This window comes from Alphaproteobacteria bacterium, from assembly GCA_039980135.1.
Taxonomy (GTDB): domain Bacteria; phylum Pseudomonadota; class Alphaproteobacteria; order UBA6615; family UBA6615; genus UBA8079.
The window spans coordinates 17276-32215 of record JBDXCV010000009.1 but is presented as its reverse complement, the minus strand read 5'-3'; the positions used below and the strand labels follow the sequence as shown (position 1 = coordinate 32215).

At 62.2% G+C, this 14940-nt stretch carries 12 protein-coding genes; 5 read left to right on the top strand and 7 right to left on the bottom strand.

The features are described from left to right. The first annotated feature begins 1 nt into the window (after position 1). Positions 2 to 1273 carry a hypothetical protein gene (locus tag ABJ363_10555; protein ID MEP4379432.1) on the top strand — a complete coding sequence of 424 codons (1272 nt, stop codon included), beginning with the start codon at positions 2 to 4 and terminating at the stop codon, positions 1271 to 1273. 165 nt (positions 1274 to 1438) lie between these two features. Then, on the top strand, positions 1439 to 3010 hold the full coding sequence (locus ABJ363_10550; protein ID MEP4379431.1) for a PAS domain-containing sensor histidine kinase: 1572 nt from the start codon (positions 1439 to 1441) through the stop codon (positions 3008 to 3010). On the opposite strand, the gene ABJ363_10545 is transcribed toward ABJ363_10550, so the two are convergent. Further along, entirely contained in the window at positions 3007 to 4695 is a 1689-nt protein-coding gene (locus tag ABJ363_10545; GenBank protein MEP4379430.1) for an NAD(P)H-dependent oxidoreductase subunit E, read from the bottom strand. The two genes, ABJ363_10550 and ABJ363_10545, sit on opposite strands and share 4 nt — an antisense overlap. Positions 4696 to 4816: 121 nt before the next feature. Here ABJ363_10545 and ABJ363_10540 point away from each other — a divergent pair, with 121 nt between their 5' ends. Further along, positions 4817 to 5452 (top strand): histidine phosphotransferase family protein, encoded by a 636-nt coding sequence (locus ABJ363_10540; protein ID MEP4379429.1) that lies wholly within the window; start codon positions 4817 to 4819, stop codon positions 5450 to 5452. Between the two features lie 65 nt (positions 5453 to 5517). Here ABJ363_10540 and ABJ363_10535 read toward each other — a convergent pair whose 3' ends face one another. Beyond that, complete coding sequence (locus tag ABJ363_10535) at positions 5518 to 6234, bottom strand: response regulator transcription factor (GenBank protein ID MEP4379428.1); 717 nt, start codon at positions 6232 to 6234, stop codon at positions 5518 to 5520. 241 nt (positions 6235 to 6475) lie between these two features. Here ABJ363_10535 and fliI point away from each other — a divergent pair, with 241 nt between their 5' ends. Both fliI and ABJ363_10525 read left to right on the top strand, forming a co-directional pair. After that, positions 6476 to 7993 carry a flagellar protein export ATPase FliI gene (gene fliI / locus ABJ363_10530; GenBank protein MEP4379427.1) on the top strand — a complete coding sequence of 506 codons (1518 nt, stop codon included), beginning with the start codon at positions 6476 to 6478 and terminating at the stop codon, positions 7991 to 7993. Further along, positions 7990 to 8409: a flagellar FliJ family protein gene (locus ABJ363_10525; GenBank protein ID MEP4379426.1), complete on the top strand. Its 420-nt coding sequence runs from the start codon at positions 7990 to 7992 to the stop codon at positions 8407 to 8409. The genes fliI and ABJ363_10525 overlap by 4 nt, the downstream gene beginning before the upstream one ends. Before the next feature lie 118 nt (positions 8410 to 8527). Here the strand turns inward: ABJ363_10525 and ABJ363_10520 are convergent, their stop codons facing one another. From ABJ363_10520 to ABJ363_10500, 5 genes are all read right to left on the bottom strand, one after another. Continuing rightward, positions 8528 to 9331, bottom strand: coding sequence for a MinD/ParA family protein (locus ABJ363_10520; GenBank protein ID MEP4379425.1), 804 nt, complete (start codon positions 9329 to 9331; stop codon positions 8528 to 8530). Further along, positions 9328 to 10383 (bottom strand): GTPase, encoded by a 1056-nt coding sequence (locus ABJ363_10515; protein MEP4379424.1) that lies wholly within the window; start codon positions 10381 to 10383, stop codon positions 9328 to 9330. Before ABJ363_10515 ends, ABJ363_10520 begins: the two co-directional genes overlap by 4 nt. Before the next feature lie 12 nt (positions 10384 to 10395). After that, complete coding sequence (gene flhA / locus ABJ363_10510; GenBank protein ID MEP4379423.1) at positions 10396 to 12453, bottom strand: flagellar biosynthesis protein FlhA; 2058 nt, start codon at positions 12451 to 12453, stop codon at positions 10396 to 10398. Between the two features lie 212 nt (positions 12454 to 12665). Beyond that, positions 12666 to 14027 carry a sigma-54 dependent transcriptional regulator gene (locus ABJ363_10505; protein ID MEP4379422.1) on the bottom strand — a complete coding sequence of 454 codons (1362 nt, stop codon included), beginning with the start codon at positions 14025 to 14027 and terminating at the stop codon, positions 12666 to 12668. Positions 14028 to 14064: 37 nt separating this feature from the next. After that, positions 14065 to 14940, bottom strand: coding sequence for a MotA/TolQ/ExbB proton channel family protein (locus tag ABJ363_10500; GenBank protein ID MEP4379421.1), 876 nt, complete (start codon positions 14938 to 14940; stop codon positions 14065 to 14067).

The window sequence follows — 14940 nt, the reverse complement described above, 5'->3', positions numbered from 1 at the left end:
CATGCCGATACGAATCTTCGGTGTTGTCATCGCGGTGCTGGCACAAATTGCCACGATGTCTTCTGCCCAGGCCCAGTTCATCAGAATTTGCCCGATATCACCGGTTCTAACGGGCGAAACGGCCCGGACGTTCGAGGCCCGCCGAACGAATTTGCTGAGCGAACAGATTGCACTTGTCGCCCGCGGCGAACGGTTCAACACGCGCTGTGAAAGCGTGGGCCAGGGAACCGCTGCGTTCGAGAATTGCGCGGTGGAACAGGGGCAACTTCTCGACCGGCGCGCGCGCCTGAACGACGCTGTCGGCGCCTTCTGTAACGAATTGGAGTCGGCACGGCTGCGCGGTGAATTCGAACGCATCATGGCCGGCTTCGAGGTCCATGCAGGTCGGCGGACCGATGACAAACTGGACGCGCTTTTCGACGAGGCCCTGTGGGCCGACTGGTCGGCGACCTCCCGCACGGGGTTTCTCCTGAGCTTGTTGAAGGTTGGACGGGGCGCCTATGCGCGCGCCCGCGAGTTCATCGGCCTGCAATCGAACGGGACGGACCATGACGCGTTTGTCGCTCGGCTCGACGAGCTGGTGAACCAACGCATGCTCTCGGGCGCCATTCCATCGGGTGGCCCGCTCGTCGACCCGTACGAAGCGGAACGACAGGTCGAGCGTACGGATATTGCGATCCACGGAATGATCCTCCGGGGCGCGTACCGCCTGGGGCAGGGCAATTACGAGGACGCGGTCCGTATTTTCACGGAGGCCCGGGGGCAGGCTGCGACATCGCCGAGCACCCGCTCGGCGCTGAACGACGCGATCATCTGGGCGCGACAGCTCCGTGCGGCGGCCGACGAACGGCTGCAGCCCGGTGAGCGGGATGCGATCTATGTGTCGCTTCGCGATCAGGCCGAGGCCGAGCAGACATGGCGTCTCGGCTGGGCCCTGGCCGTGTCCGGGGCGCAGCCCGAACGCGCGCTCCGGCTGATGGAGCAGGCCGCAGAATTCTTTTACGAGGATGATCCCGATGGCGTCGGGGCGGTCGTCACGAGTCAACTCGAACAAATTACTCGCGGAGAGGTCATGCGCAATCCGTCCGCGGCGAGGCTCCTCGCCCAAGCGCCGTCGCGGACGCATGCCGTGCTGGATGCCCTTGAATTCGGCAAGGGGGATTGGGACCGTTCGCTGGAATACATCCGGGAGCGCCGCCGCATTCTTCCCGACAACGAGCATCTGCGGGATGCGGAAATCTACCTTGAGGGACTGAGCGCGGGTCGCCGATGAATTCTGGGCGAATGAGCCGTTTTCCGCGAATGGCGGTTATCAGGACGATTTCCATATGTATCGCTGGGTATTTGGCGATTAAGAATTCCGTTATGGAATGGTGAGACGATCGGCGACCCAAGGGTTTGGAGAATCCGCACGGGTGCCGGATGGACGTGAGCAGGCATGACGGAAGCACTTACGATCGATACCGAAGGCTGGTCTTTGATTGGTGTCCCCATCTGGGTTTTCGATCTGGATCATCATCGGGTCTTGTGGGGCAACGAAGCTGCGGTTGAATTCTGGCGGGCGGAATCCCTCGCGGAGTTGCAAGCGCGTGATATGTCCAATGTCTCGGATGTAACCCATTCGCGATTGCGCGAATATGCCGACCGTTTCTCGCGGGACGAGAGCGTGGATGCGGCCTGGACGCTTTATCCGAAGGGTGAGCCGGTGACCGTTCGTTTGCGTTGTTGCGGTGTTCCGCAGGCCGATGGCCGAACGGCGATGCTGGTGCATGCGATTGATCTGGACGAGCTGGCGCCAGAACAGGTTGATCGGTCGGAAGAGTTGCGCCAGGCGCGGGATCAGTTGGCGCAGGCAGAGGCGCGATTTCGCGCCTTCGCGGAAGCCGGGTCCGACTGGTTGTGGGAGACCGATGAAAACCACCGATTCGTCTACTACTCGTCCTCGGTCTTCAACTATTACGGCTATCCGCTGGACGAAGTCCTCGGTGTCACGCGGCTGGAATTGATGCAGGACATCGGCGTGGAATCGCGGAATGAGGAATTCGAGGAAAAATGGCGGCACCACATGGAAGATCTCGAAGCCTGCCGACCGTTCCGCGACCTCGAATATGTCTTCAAGACGGGAGCCGGGGAAATCGGACACGCCTCTATTTCCGGGCACCCGATTTTCGACGAGACACAGAACTTCATGGGGTATCGCGGGACGGGGCGGGATATCACCAAGCGGGTCGAGGCGGAGCGTTATGCCCAGGAGTTGCTGAGCGAACGTGATATCGCGATCACGGCAAACGCTGTCACCAACCAGTTTCTCGCGACGATGAGTCATGAGTTGCGGACGCCCCTCAACGCGATTATCGGATTCTCGGAAGTCATGACCAAGGAACTGGTCGGCCCGATGGAGAACAAGAGCTACAAGGGATACGCGACGGACATTCTCGACAGTGCGCAGCATTTGCTGTCGGTGGTGGAAGACCTTCTGAACGTTTCGTGTCTCGATATTGCAGACGACAATCTCGATATCGAGAGGATCGCCGCCGGTCGCTTTGTGTCGGATGTTTTCCGGCTGACCCGCAGTCTCGCCGAGCAGCGCGGCATCAAACTCATGGGCAGAACACCCGATCCGGGATTCGAACTCGATATCGATCTCCGTGCGCTGCGTCAGGTGATGTTCAATCTTCTTTCCAACGCCTTCAAGTTCACACCGCGCGGCGGAAGTGTGGAAGTCTCATGCATCCGCGTTGGCGGCGGTGCGGCGGATATCACTGTCAGGGATACGGGCTGTGGCATAGATGAAGCCGAGTTGCCGCGGCTCTTCGAACCGTTTCGAACGATCGACCCGCTTGTCGCGCGCGAGAATGGCGGCGCGGGCCTCGGGCTCTGGATCTGCAAGCGGATTATCGATGCGCATGGGGGAGAGATTACCGTCACCAGCACCCCCGGCCAGGGAACGGCCGTGACGGTCTGTGTCCCCGGGCGCGGCGACGCACGACGGCCGCTTCAATCGACCTAGTCGGCGAAGTATCTGAGCACGCTCTCCATCGGGTTGGGCGCGGCCTGACCCAGCCCGCAAATCGAGGCGTCGCGCATGGTCTGGGCCAACTCGCCGAGCAAGTCCGCATCCCAGTCGCCCGCCTGCATCAGCTTGACGGCCTTCTCGCAGCCCACCCGGCACGGGGTGCACTGGCCGCAGCTTTCATCCTCGAAGAATTGCGTCAGGTTCAGCGCTGCCGCGCGGACATCATCTTCCTGCGATAGCACCACTACCGCCCCGGATCCCACGAACGCGCCATGCTCCTCGAGTGATCCGAATGCGAGCGGCAGATCGGCCATGGATGCGGGCAGGATGCCCCCCGAGGCCCCGCCGGGAAGGTAGGCGCGAAGGTCGTGACCGTTGGCCATGCCGTCGCAATATTCCTCAACCAGCTCGTTCAGGGTGATGCCGTTGGGCGCGATTTTTACACCCGGATTTTTGACCCGGCCCGAGACCGAATAGGCCCGCACGCCGGCGTGGCCGCGCCGGCCCTGATCCTTGTACCAGGCCGCCCCGGACTCCAGGATCTCGCGGACCCAGAATACGGTTTCGACATTGTGTACGAGTGTCGGCTGGCCGAAGACCCCGTTCTGGGCCACATAGGGCGGCCGGTGGCGGGGCAAACCTCGTTTACCCTCGATCGATTCGATCAGCGCGCTTTCTTCGCCGCAGATATAGGCGCCCGCGCCACGCCGAAGCTGAATGTATCCGGGTCCGATCATGCCGGACTCCTCGATTGCCGCGATCTCGCGGCGGAGGATCTCCCGCGCCGCCGGATACTCGTCCCGCAGATAGATCCAGAGAGATTCCGCATCGACGGCCCAGGCCGCGATCAACGCTCCTTCGAGAATCGAATGAGGAGAGCGCTCGAGGAAGTAGCGGTCCTTGAACGTGCCGGGCTCGCCCTCGTCGGCGTTGATCACGACCGTCCGCGCGCCGTCCTCGGCGCGCACGAAATCCCATTTTCGTGCGACGGGAAATCCCGCGCCACCCATGCCGCGCAAGTCAGCCTTGTCGAGGGCGCCATGGACCATCTCGTAGGTTCGGTTCTCCGAGACGCAAGACTGGAAAATGCCATAGGCGCCGCGCTTCAGGGCGACATCGAGGGTCTGGTATGGCTCGATTTGGGGGTGGGTCTCACCGGTGGAAATGGCCGCGGTGACGTTTCCCGGAGTGGCGACGTCGATGTGCCGGTGGCCGACCTCGGCGACGGGCGCATGGTCGCAGCGGCCCATGCAGGGTGCGCTAACGACACGCACATCGTCTGCGGTTTGGGTTTCAAGCACGGCCAGCAGTTTTTCCGACCCGGCCTGCATGCAAGGCAGGCTGTCGCAGACGCGCACCGTCACCGCCGGCATCTTCACATTGTCGTCGGTCGCGACATCGAAATGGGCATAGAAGGTCGCGACCTCATAGACTTCGACCAGGGACAGTTTCATCAGGTCGGCCAGTGCCGCGAGATGGCGCGGCGACAGGCCGTGATGGGCGTCCTGGATCACATGCAGATGCTCGATCAGAAGCTCGCGATGCAGCGGCGCGTCTCCGAGAAGCGCATGAACCTCCGTGAGCGCGTCGGCGTCGACCTGTCGTCCTTTCGGGTGGGATGGTGCCTTGCGGCGCCCGCTGCCGGGATGATGGAAGTCTTGCGACGTCTGCTCACTCATGGTTGGCCAGTTGCTCGGAGTTGATCGGATGGATGGGGTGGGGCGGGCGAATCGCATTAGATTGCCCGACGTGGCCGGGGTCAACCGGGCGGTAAGCTTGGTAGAATATCGAGGATCAGAGATGGAACCGACAATTGAATTGCGGGTGGCCGAACTTCTCGCGTCGCGTCTGTGTCACGACCTGATCAGCCCCGTGGGCGCGGTGAACAGCGGCATCGAGTTGCTGACCGAGTTCGGTGACGACCCCGACGGCGAGAACATGGCGTTGATCACCAGCAGCGCGCGCACGGCGTCCGACAAGCTTCTGTTCTTCCGGATCGCCTATGGCAATGCCGGTTCGGGCACGAATATTCCGCTGGCGGACGGGCTGAATCTCATCGCGCCTGTTTGCGTCAACCAGCGAACCGAGACCGTGATCGACGATTCGAGCGCCGGTGCGATGCCCGGGGCGGGCGCGGTCAAGCTGCTGCTCTGCGTCGCGCTGATGGCCGGTGAATGCCTGCCGCGCGGCGGCACACTCACGGTACGGGTCGGGCCGGACATGGCGCTGGATATCACGGCGGCCGGCGACGGCGCGCGCATCGGTGAGGGAGAACAGGCCGCGCTTGACGGTACGTTCGATGTCGATGACCTCGATCCGAAAACGGCACATGCGTATTTCACGCATTGTGTGCGCCAGCGCGTGGCGGTCGATGTCGTGGTTTCGACCGCAGCGGACCGGGTGAATTTCACGGCGCAGCTGCCGGTCGCGCTCTGACCGGAGCCAAAAACGAGAACGGCCGGCAACATGCCGACCGTTCGGGATACTTCGACGAAGACGGCCTATGCGGCCTTCGCCTTGGATTTCTTGGTTTCGGGTTCTTCGACCGGGTCCCGCAATACATAGCCGCGTCCCCAGACCGTTTCGATGTAGTTGTCGCCTTCGGTGGCGGTCGACAGCTTCTTGCGCAGCTTGCAGACGAACACGTCGATGATCTTGAGCTCGGGCTCGTCCATGCCGCCATAAAGGTGATTCAGGAACATTTCCTTCGTCAGCGTCGTACCCTTGCGCAGGCTGAGCAGCTCGAGGATGCCATATTCCTTGCCGGTGAGATGCACCGGTTTGCCTTCGACGGAAACTGTCCGGGCATCGAGATTGACGTCCATGAGGCCGGTATGAATGACCGAATCGGCATGCCCCTTGGAGCGGCGCACGATGGCCTGGACGCGGGCGACCAGCTCGCGCTTGTCGAACGGCTTCGTCAGATAGTCATCGGCGCCGAACCCGAGGCCCTTGATCTTGTTGTCCGGCTCGTTGAGGCCGGAAAGGATCAGGATCGGTGTTTCCACGCGCGCTTCGCGCAGGCGTCTCAGGACTTCGTAGCCGTCCATGTCGGGCAGCATCAAATCCAGGATAATGATGTCGTAGTCATACAGCTTGCCGATCTCAAGACCGTCTTCGCCGAGATCCGTGGTGTCGCAAATATACCCTTCGGATTTGAGCATCATCTGGATGCTCTGGGCGGTTGCGGTATCGTCCTCAACTAATAGAACACGCATTCTGTCTCTCCGTAGGTCGCCCACCCGTTTATCCGGGTGCTCGTTCGGCTTAATCATCGTTAACAGACTAGTCCCAAATGGTTAACGGAAAGTTGCCGGATTTGGCCATCCCCGAAATACGCGCACCCATGTTCACTGTTCCTTAAACACGTTGCTGGCAGAATTGCAGGGTTCTCAAGGGTTTGGGCGGTTTTCGAAGCTGTTCCATCCCTCCCAAATAAACCCAAGCGATGGGTGTTGCGTGGTTAATTTTCGTCATCTTTTGTCTCAAGTCGAAGCGATTCCCGACTGTTACCGGCATGGGCGTGTCGCGGCCGTCAAGGGAATGATGGTGGAAGTGGGCGGTGTCCATAGGTCGCTTTCAGTGGGCGGTCGCTGCAATATCGAAAAACGTGGTGGCGGGCATGTGGCTTGTGAGGTCGTGGGATTCCGCGATGACAGAGCGCTGCTGATGCCGTTCGACACCCTCGACGGGGTGGGGATCGGATCACGCGCCGAGTTGGCCGATCCGTCCGCGATGGTACGGCCCGACCCCAGCTGGCTTGGGCGCGTCGTGAATGCCATGGGAGAGGCGGTCGACGGTAAAGGCGCAGTTGAGAGCGGGTCACAGGCCTATCCGCTGCGGGCCAATCCGCCGCCGGCACACCAGCGCCGCCGCGTCGGAGAAAAACTCGATCTCGGCGTGCGCGCCCTCAACACTTTCCTCACATGCTGTCGCGGACAACGCATGGGTATTTTCTCGGGCTCCGGCGTCGGCAAGTCGGTGCTGATGTCGATGCTGTCGCGCTACACCAGCGCCGATGTGAACGTCATCGGCCTGATCGGCGAACGCGGCCGCGAAGTGCAGGAGTTTCTCGAAGACAATCTGGGGCCGGAAGGTCTGGCAAAGAGCGTCGTGGTCATCGCGACGTCGGATGAATCCCCGCTCATGCGGCGGCAAGCCGCCTATCTGACATTGACGATCGCCGAATACTTCCGCGACCAGGGTAACGAAGTCCTGTGCCTGATGGACAGCGTGACACGCTTTGCCCAGGCGCAGCGTGAAATTGGTCTGAGTGCGGGTGAGCCGCCGGCCAGCAAGGGCTACACACCGACGGTATTCTCCGAATTGCCGAAACTTCTCGAGCGCGCGGGGCCGGGTGTCGAGGGCACCGGCAATATTACCGGCTTGTTCACGGTTCTCGTCGAAGGCGACGACCACAATGAACCGGTTGCCGATGCGGCGCGCGGAACCCTCGATGGGCATATCGTCCTGGAACGTGCAATCGCGGAGCGCGGGCGCTATCCGGCGGTGAATGTTCTGCGCTCGATTTCGCGGACCATGCCCGACTGCAACAGCGTATTCGAAAATGCACTGGTGCGGCGCGCCCGTGCCTTGCTCTCGCGCTACGAAGACATGGCAGAAATGATACGGCTGGGCGCCTATCGGCACGGCGCCGATCCGGAAATTGACGAGGCGATCAAATACTATCCGGCGCTCGAATCGTTCCTTTCGCAGACCATTGATGAACGTTGCTCACTCGACGATGGCTACACGGCCCTGGGACAGATCCTCGAGATGTCGAGCGCCCAGGAAGCCGCGCCCGAGCTGCCGCCGGGCGCGCAGCCGTTATCCGACCCGGGGATAAACGATCCGGATTCAATCGCCGCGGCCTATGGCTCCCAGCTGCCGGAATTTGGCGAGACACCGCCTCCGGAGACATCGGCCCACATGTCGTCCCTGAGCGCCGGGGTTGCGCCGGCAACGAATGACGCATGAAGTCGCTCCCGACCCTGATCCGCCTGCGCAAGCACACGCTGGACGAGGCGCGGCGCGAGTTGACCGAGTTGCAACGGGCCGTGGATGCAATCAACCAGGCGCGCGCAAGCCTCGATCGCGAACTGGCGACTGAGTCGGCGACCGCACGCGACGATATCGAAGCGTCGTACCGGTATGGCGAGTACCTCGTGACCGTGCGCGAGCGGCGCAGCATGTTCGACCAGCAGGAAAGTGAACTTGCCCAGCGGATCACATTGGCGGAGGCCGGCGTGCGCGAAGCGTTTCGGGACCTCAAGCAGTTCGAGATTGCGGACGCACAGCGTATCGAAAGCGAACGCGCCGCAGAGACACGCAAGGAGCAGCTGTCACTCGACGAAGTCGCCCTGTCGTCGTTCCGACGTCAGGAAAACGGTTAGCCGGGCAGACCGCCTGCGGGCTCCGTAAGTTCTCCGGATATCAGTTTGGCTGCGCCCGGCCGCCGCCGGCGTATGTCGGCGGTTTTGCCGCAGCTGTTGGTTCGAAATCACCCGGCGGCTAGAAATACTGACGCAGACTCTTGGCAATTTTCTCTACATCCGCGGCCGCCGCCGATGTCGGGTGGCGGGTCATCATCAGGGTCTGGTTGCGGATCGATTCCGTAACCAGGCGGTCGATGCGGATAATGCCGGCCAGCGGGGGTGTGCTGCCGAGAAACTTTTCGCAGGCCTTCGAAAGCGTTTGATACACGCGCTCGCCTTCGGCCGTGCTGGCTGCCTGGTTTACGACCACGCGCAAATCCTTGTCCGGCTCGCGCATTTTCATCACCTTCACGAAGGCGTATGCGTCCGTGAGCGCAGTGGGTTCGGCCGTTGTGACCACCAGAATGGTGTCGGCGGACGCCGCGAGTGTGCGAACCATATTGTCCACGCCGGCCCCCAGATCGAGAATGACACGATCATAGTTTTCACTGACGATATCGAGGTCGGCGAGCAGGCGGTCCAGCCGTGCCTGGGGAAGGCTGGCCAGAGATGCCGTGCCCGAACTGCCGGCAATGACGTCCAGATTCTTCGCGACGTCGGCGGTCACTGCATCTTCGATGCGGGCGCGACCGGCGAGCACCTCGGACAGGTCCGTCTGGGGGGCGATGCCGAGTTGAATATCGACATTGGCCAGCCCGAGATCGCCGTCAAACAGGAGGGTGTGCCGCCCCTTCAGCGCAAAACTGTGGGCCAGGGTCGAGGAGAACCACGTCTTGCCGACGCCGCCTTTACCCGACGCGATCGCAATCCGCCGCAAGTTTTTGCGGGGTTCGGAGCTAAGCGCCGGCATGGATTCCTGTTGCAAGCCAATATCGGTCATGATGCCGAAATCCTTTCTGCGGCAAAGGCGGGTTTACCCGCCTCGGCGTCTTCGTGAAGCAACAATGTCGGAAGCATCAGCCGCGCCAATGCAACCGGGTTTAACGTGCCCAACCCGCCGCCGTTCTGCCCCAGGATTTCGGGTGACACGGAGACATCGGAGAAGGCCAGTCCGCTTTCATAGGCGGCGGCAAGCAGGCTGCCGAGACGGCGGGTCATGTCGACCCGCGTGACGATCATCCGCTTGCATCTGAGATCCGAGAAGGCCTGTGCGGTTTCGATGGCGTCCACCCGGTCGATGCCCGCGGGCATGACCAGGATCGGTTCGACATCCGCCGCCTCGATGAATTCGGACAGATGGTCCACATCGACGCTGTCGAAGGGATTGATGCCGCTGCTGTCGATGATCGAAACATCGCCGGTGCTGCCGGCGACCAACGCGGCCAGTTCTCGCGGGTCTTGGGCGGCCCGCATGCCGATCCCGAGCGCCTCGGCCAGTGCACGGAGATGATCGATGCCGCCCGTCTTGAGTGTATCGATGGAGTAGAGACGCACGCCGTGTCCGGCGCGATCCGCGCGGGCCGCCATCTTTGCCGCCGTCACGGTCTTGCCGGACCCGGGGGGGCCGATCAGCAACGTCGCGCGTTTGAGGCCGGCGTCCGTGACGACGCGGCCCCCGAGCTTGCCGAGCGGCTGGAAGTCGAACACGGTATCCAGAGCGGCGGCGAGTGCGAGTGCGGGCGCAATCGGCTTTGTGACAAATGACGCTGTTTCCAGCATGCGGGTCGCGAGGTCGCCCTCGACCCCGTTGTCGGCCAGTGCGGCGCGCAACACCGGAATCGGGTCATCGACGGGCTGTCCGTTAAACTGCTTCTTGTCGATGACGAGCGAGTTGGGGTCAGTATCCTTTTCGGGGATCGCGGCGGTCACACGGATCGCCTTGCCATGCTTGACCCGGTCCGTGGATACGATCAGCGCGTCCTCGCCGAACGTGTCGCGAACTTTCTTGATCGCGTCTTGCAGACTTCCGGCCTCGAAGCTTTTGAGTCTCATCTTCGTTCGCTCCTAGACCGCACCAAGGGTCCGAATGCGGACCTTCGGGTGAACTTCGTTCTGGGATAAAATCGTCGTCTGGGGCCGGAACCGTTCGACGACCGAACGGACAAAGGGTCGTACGCCGGGGCTGGTCAGCAGCACAGGGGCCGCGCCATCCATGGCCTGCCGGTCGAACTCCTGACGCACGATGGTGATGAAATCCTGGAGCTTGGACGGCGCCATCGCGAGATGGATGTCGTCGCCGTCCCCGATCAGCGATTCCGAGAAGGCCTGTTCCCAGTCGGGCGACATGGTGACGATGGGCAGGAAACCGTCAGGGTTCGTGTGACTGTCGCTGAGCTGGCGTGCCAGGCGGGAACGTACATGCTCCGTGATCGCGGTCACGTTGCGGGTCGCGACACAGGCTTCGTTGATCGCCTCAAGAATTGTGGCGAGGTCGCGGATCGACACGCGCTCGGTCAGCAAATTCTGCAGGACACGCTGAATACCGCCGACGGTGATCTGGTTGGGAACCAGGTCCTCGATCAGTTTCTGGTGGTCATTGTCGAGTTCGTCGAGGAGACGCTGGGTTTCACTGAAGGACAGCATTTCGGACATGCTGTCCTTCACCACTTCGGTCAGATGGGTGGTGATGACTGTCGGCGGGTCGACGATGGTGTAGCCGCGAAACAGGGCCTCTTCCTTATGGCCGTCGGAGACCCACATGGCGGGCAAACCAAATGTCGGCTCGACAGTGTCTTCGCCTGGCAGCGTGATTGGCTCGCCGCGCGGGTCCATCGTCAGCAGCATGTTGGGGCGGACGTCCCCGCGTCCGGCGGCGATTTCCTTGATCCGCACGACATAGGCATTGGGGCCGAGCTGCATGTTGTCCTGGATGCGTACCGCGGGAAGGATGAACCCCATCTCCGAGGCAAGCTGGCGGCGGAGAGCCTTGATTTGATCGGTCAGACGCTGGCCCTTTTCCGAGTTGATCATCGACAACAATCCGTAGCCGAGCTCGAGCCGAATCTGGTCTATCTGCAGCGCCGTTGAGATCGGCTCGTCAGCGACCGGAACGGCGGCCGCTTCGGCTGCTTCGGCGTCCACGACTTCCTGTTCTTCGGCCTGCTTTCGTTTCATCAGGGCATAGGCGCCGGCGCCGGTGGCGCCCGCGAGTGCGAGGAACGGCAGGGCCGGGATGCCTGGCAGCATCGACAGGCAAACCATCAGGAAGGAGCTGACGCCGAGCGCGCTCGGATAGCCCGATAGCTGGCCGAAGACGGCCTTGTCCGCGCTGCCGCTGACTCCGGCTTTGGTGACGACCATGCCTGCGGCTGTCGAAACGATCAGCGCCGGGATCTGGCTGACCAGCCCGTCCCCGACGGTCAGGAGTGTGTAGGTGTCAGCCGCTTCGGAGAAGGTCAGCCCCTGCTGGCCGACGCCGATAATGATGCCCGCGACGACGTTGATGAAGGTGATCATCAGGCCGGCGATGGCGTCACCGCGGACGAACTTGGCGGCACCATCCATGGCGCCGAAAAAGCTGGATTCTTCCTCCAGGGTGCGGCGCCGGGTGCGCGCATCGTCTTCGCTGATCAGGCCGGCCGAGAGGTCGGCGTCGATCGCCATCTGCTTGCCGGGCAATGCATCCAGGCTGAAGCGCGCCGCGACTTCGGCGATACGGCCCGAACCCTTGGTGATGACGATGAAGTTCACGATGATCAGGATCGCGAAGACGATAATTCCGATGACGAAATTGCCGCTCATCACGAAGTTGCCGAACGCCTCGATCACGTTGCCGGCGGCCGCCGTTCCCTCATGGCCGTGGCCGAGAATCAGCCGGGTCGACGCCAGATTCAGCGATAAACGCAGCATTGTCGCGATCAACAGGATCGTGGGGAATGAACTGAACTCGAGCGGGGTGCGAATGAACAGCGCCGTCATCAGAATCAGCACTGCGAAGGTGATCGAAATGGCCAGACTCATGTCCAGCAGCCATTTCGGCATCGGCAGAATCAGGACCACGAGAATCGCGACGATACCGAGCGCCAGCCCGATGTCGCCGCGGCGCAGGATGGCGTGAAGCATGCCGTTCAGATCGAGCGGGGTCCCCGCCGGTCCGGTGGTTTCGATGGTTTCACCACCACTGCCCGGCATGGGTTGCGCCAGCCCGGGTTGTTCAGACCCGCCCGAGCCGCCACCTCTACCGGATATCGGTGCAGGGGGGGTCGGCGCGGGCAGCGCATTGGTGGAGAGATCGCTCATGGCGGTTCAGGGTCGCGTACGGCCGGATACCGGCTTTATGCGGCTGCGCCGGCGCTGGCGCCGGGTGTCGGCACCTGGGCACCTTGCTCGGTGTAGAGCTTGAGTTTGTTGCGCAGGGTGCGGATCGAAATGCCCAGGATATTTGCCGCATGAGTGCGATTGCCCAAGGTGTGGCTGAGCGTGTCGAGGATGAGTTCGCGCTCGACTTCGGCTACCGTTCGGCCGACCAGCGCCTCCGTGCTCGCATCGTCCAGGATTTCACTGTCGGCCGTGACTTCGGTCGTGGCATGGCCGAGGGGCGTGTTCGTCAGCTGTATGGCCTCGGGGCCGATCTGATCGCCGGCGGCCAGCAGGACGGCCCGATGCATCGCGTTCTCCAGTTCGCGAACATTGCCGCGCCAGTGATGCTGGCGCAGCTGCGCCAGCGCCGCATCGGACACCGGCAGAAGCGGCACGGCATTGGCCTCGGCGTATTTCTGGGCGAAATGGTCGGCCAGCAAGGCGATATCTTCGGGGCGCTCGCGTAACGGCGGCAGCGTCAGGTTCATGACGTTGAGGCGGAAGTACAAATCCTCGCGAAACTTGCCTTCGGCGGCTTCCGTCGCAAGATCGCGGTTCGAGGTCGCGATCAATCGGATATCGACCTTGATGGGATCATTGTTGCCGACGCGAGAAATCTCGCGCTCCTGGATGGCACGCAGAAGTTTTGCCTGCAGCCGGATATCCATCTCCGAGATTTCATCGAGCAGAAGGGTGCCGCCATCGGCTTCCTCGAAACGGCCGATCCGCCGCGCTACGGCGCCGGTGAAGGCACCTTTCTCGTGACCGAACAGTTCTGATTCGAGAAGATTTTCCGGGATGGCGGCACAGTTGACCGACACGAAATTCGCCTGGGCGCGTTTCGATTTCCGGTGAATATGGCGCGCCATCAATTCCTTGCCCGTGCCGGACTCGCCGAGGATCAGGATTGAGGCCTCCGACGGTGCCACCTTTTCGGCCAGCGCGATCACGTCAGCGGTTTTGGGGTCACGGAAGATGATTTCATTGTCTTCCTCGACCACGGCTTCCAGCACCGCGGCGATCAACTCGGGATCCGGGGGCAGGGGGATGTATTCTTTTGCGCCCGCCTTGATGGCAGCCACGGCGGCTTCGGCGTCGTTGCGGAAGCCGCAGGCAACGACAGGAACGCTGATCCGCTCGCTGGCCAGGCTTGTCACCAGCCCGGCGATATCCAGGTCGATATCCACCATAACCAGTTCGGCGCCGTAGCCTGCCCGGATCGTGGACATGCCGGTCTCGACATCGTCGACCTGCGTGACTTTCGCGCCGCGTGCGATGGCGATCTTGCTCGCCATGGTGATGTGGCCTTCGAGGCTACCGATGATCAACAAACGCATGTGAATTCTCCAATCCGGACGGCAAGTGTCCGGTCATTCATCCGAAGTATGAAATTCGTTTTGCCGGGGGCAAGATCGTATTCAGCAGAACTTCCAGCCGGCGGGGATGTTCCTGACGGGCGATCGAGACGATCGCCAGAAGATAGATTTCATTGAGCAGCGCTTCCTCGTCGGATTTGCGCTCGAGTTTTGCGGCCAGCGGCCCGAAGACCATGCTGCCCAGGACGGCACCGTAGAATGTGGTGAGCAGGGCGACGGCCATGGCCGGACCGATCGCGGACGGGTCATCCAGATTGCCGAGCATCTGGACGAGGCCGACCAGCGTGCCGATCAACCCCATGGCCGGGGCGACTTCCGCGGCCCGCCGCAGAATGTCCGCGCCCTTATTATGGCGTTCGGCAATCGCATACATTTCGGTGCGCATCACCTGCTCCGTCTCGCCGGCCGGCGTCCCGTCGATCACGAGGCCAAGCCCCCGGCCGAGGAACGGGTCTCCGCGGCCCTCGTCGAGATAGTTTTGCAGGGACAATACCCCGTCCTTGCGGGCGCGTTCGGCCAGTTGCAGTGAGCCCAGGGCCGTTTCCGCGGGGTCGCGCGAGACGTTGAAGACACTCTTCGCGACAACGCGTTGGGACCGCAGAATATCCGTCAGGTTGAAACTGATACTGGTGACAGCCACGGTGCCGAGAAAAACGATCAACACGGCGGGCACGTCCAGAAAACCACCGATCGAACCGCTCATGAACATCGCGCCGACGATCAGCGCGAGACCGCCCGACAAGCCCGCGACCGTCGCGATGTCGATGCTGCGCGTCCGGCGCGCCTCGACCAGCGGTGCTTCGCCGTCCGAACCTTTTCGGCTGCGTTTTCGCGCGGCCGTACTGGCCGAAGCGGGGGCGGTGGTTTCGCTCAT

What these genes read in the sequence shown, in the direction of transcription:
- flhA (MEP4379423.1), bottom strand. Translation starts at nt 12,453, where the DNA reads ATGCTTCACGCCATCCTGCGCCGCGGCGACATCGGGCTGGCGCTCGGT.
- ABJ363_10520 (MEP4379425.1), bottom strand. Translation starts at nt 9,331, where the DNA reads ATGACCGATATTGGCTTGCAACAGGAATCCATGCCGGCGCTTAGCTCC.
- ABJ363_10515 (MEP4379424.1), bottom strand. Translation starts at nt 10,383, where the DNA reads ATGAGACTCAAAAGCTTCGAGGCCGGAAGTCTGCAAGACGCGATCAAG.
- ABJ363_10525 (MEP4379426.1), top strand. Translation starts at nt 7,990, where the DNA reads ATGAAGTCGCTCCCGACCCTGATCCGCCTGCGCAAGCACACGCTGGAC.
- ABJ363_10500 (MEP4379421.1), bottom strand. Translation starts at nt 14,940, where the DNA reads ATGAGCGAAACCACCGCCCCCGCTTCGGCCAGTACGGCCGCGCGAAAA.
- ABJ363_10535 (MEP4379428.1), bottom strand. Translation starts at nt 6,234, where the DNA reads ATGCGTGTTCTATTAGTTGAGGACGATACCGCAACCGCCCAGAGCATC.
- ABJ363_10555 (MEP4379432.1), top strand. Translation starts at nt 2, where the DNA reads ATGCCGATACGAATCTTCGGTGTTGTCATCGCGGTGCTGGCACAAATT.
- ABJ363_10545 (MEP4379430.1), bottom strand. Translation starts at nt 4,695, where the DNA reads ATGAGTGAGCAGACGTCGCAAGACTTCCATCATCCCGGCAGCGGGCGC.
- ABJ363_10550 (MEP4379431.1), top strand. Translation starts at nt 1,439, where the DNA reads ATGACGGAAGCACTTACGATCGATACCGAAGGCTGGTCTTTGATTGGT.
- ABJ363_10540 (MEP4379429.1), top strand. Translation starts at nt 4,817, where the DNA reads ATGGAACCGACAATTGAATTGCGGGTGGCCGAACTTCTCGCGTCGCGT.
- ABJ363_10505 (MEP4379422.1), bottom strand. Translation starts at nt 14,027, where the DNA reads ATGCGTTTGTTGATCATCGGTAGCCTCGAAGGCCACATCACCATGGCG.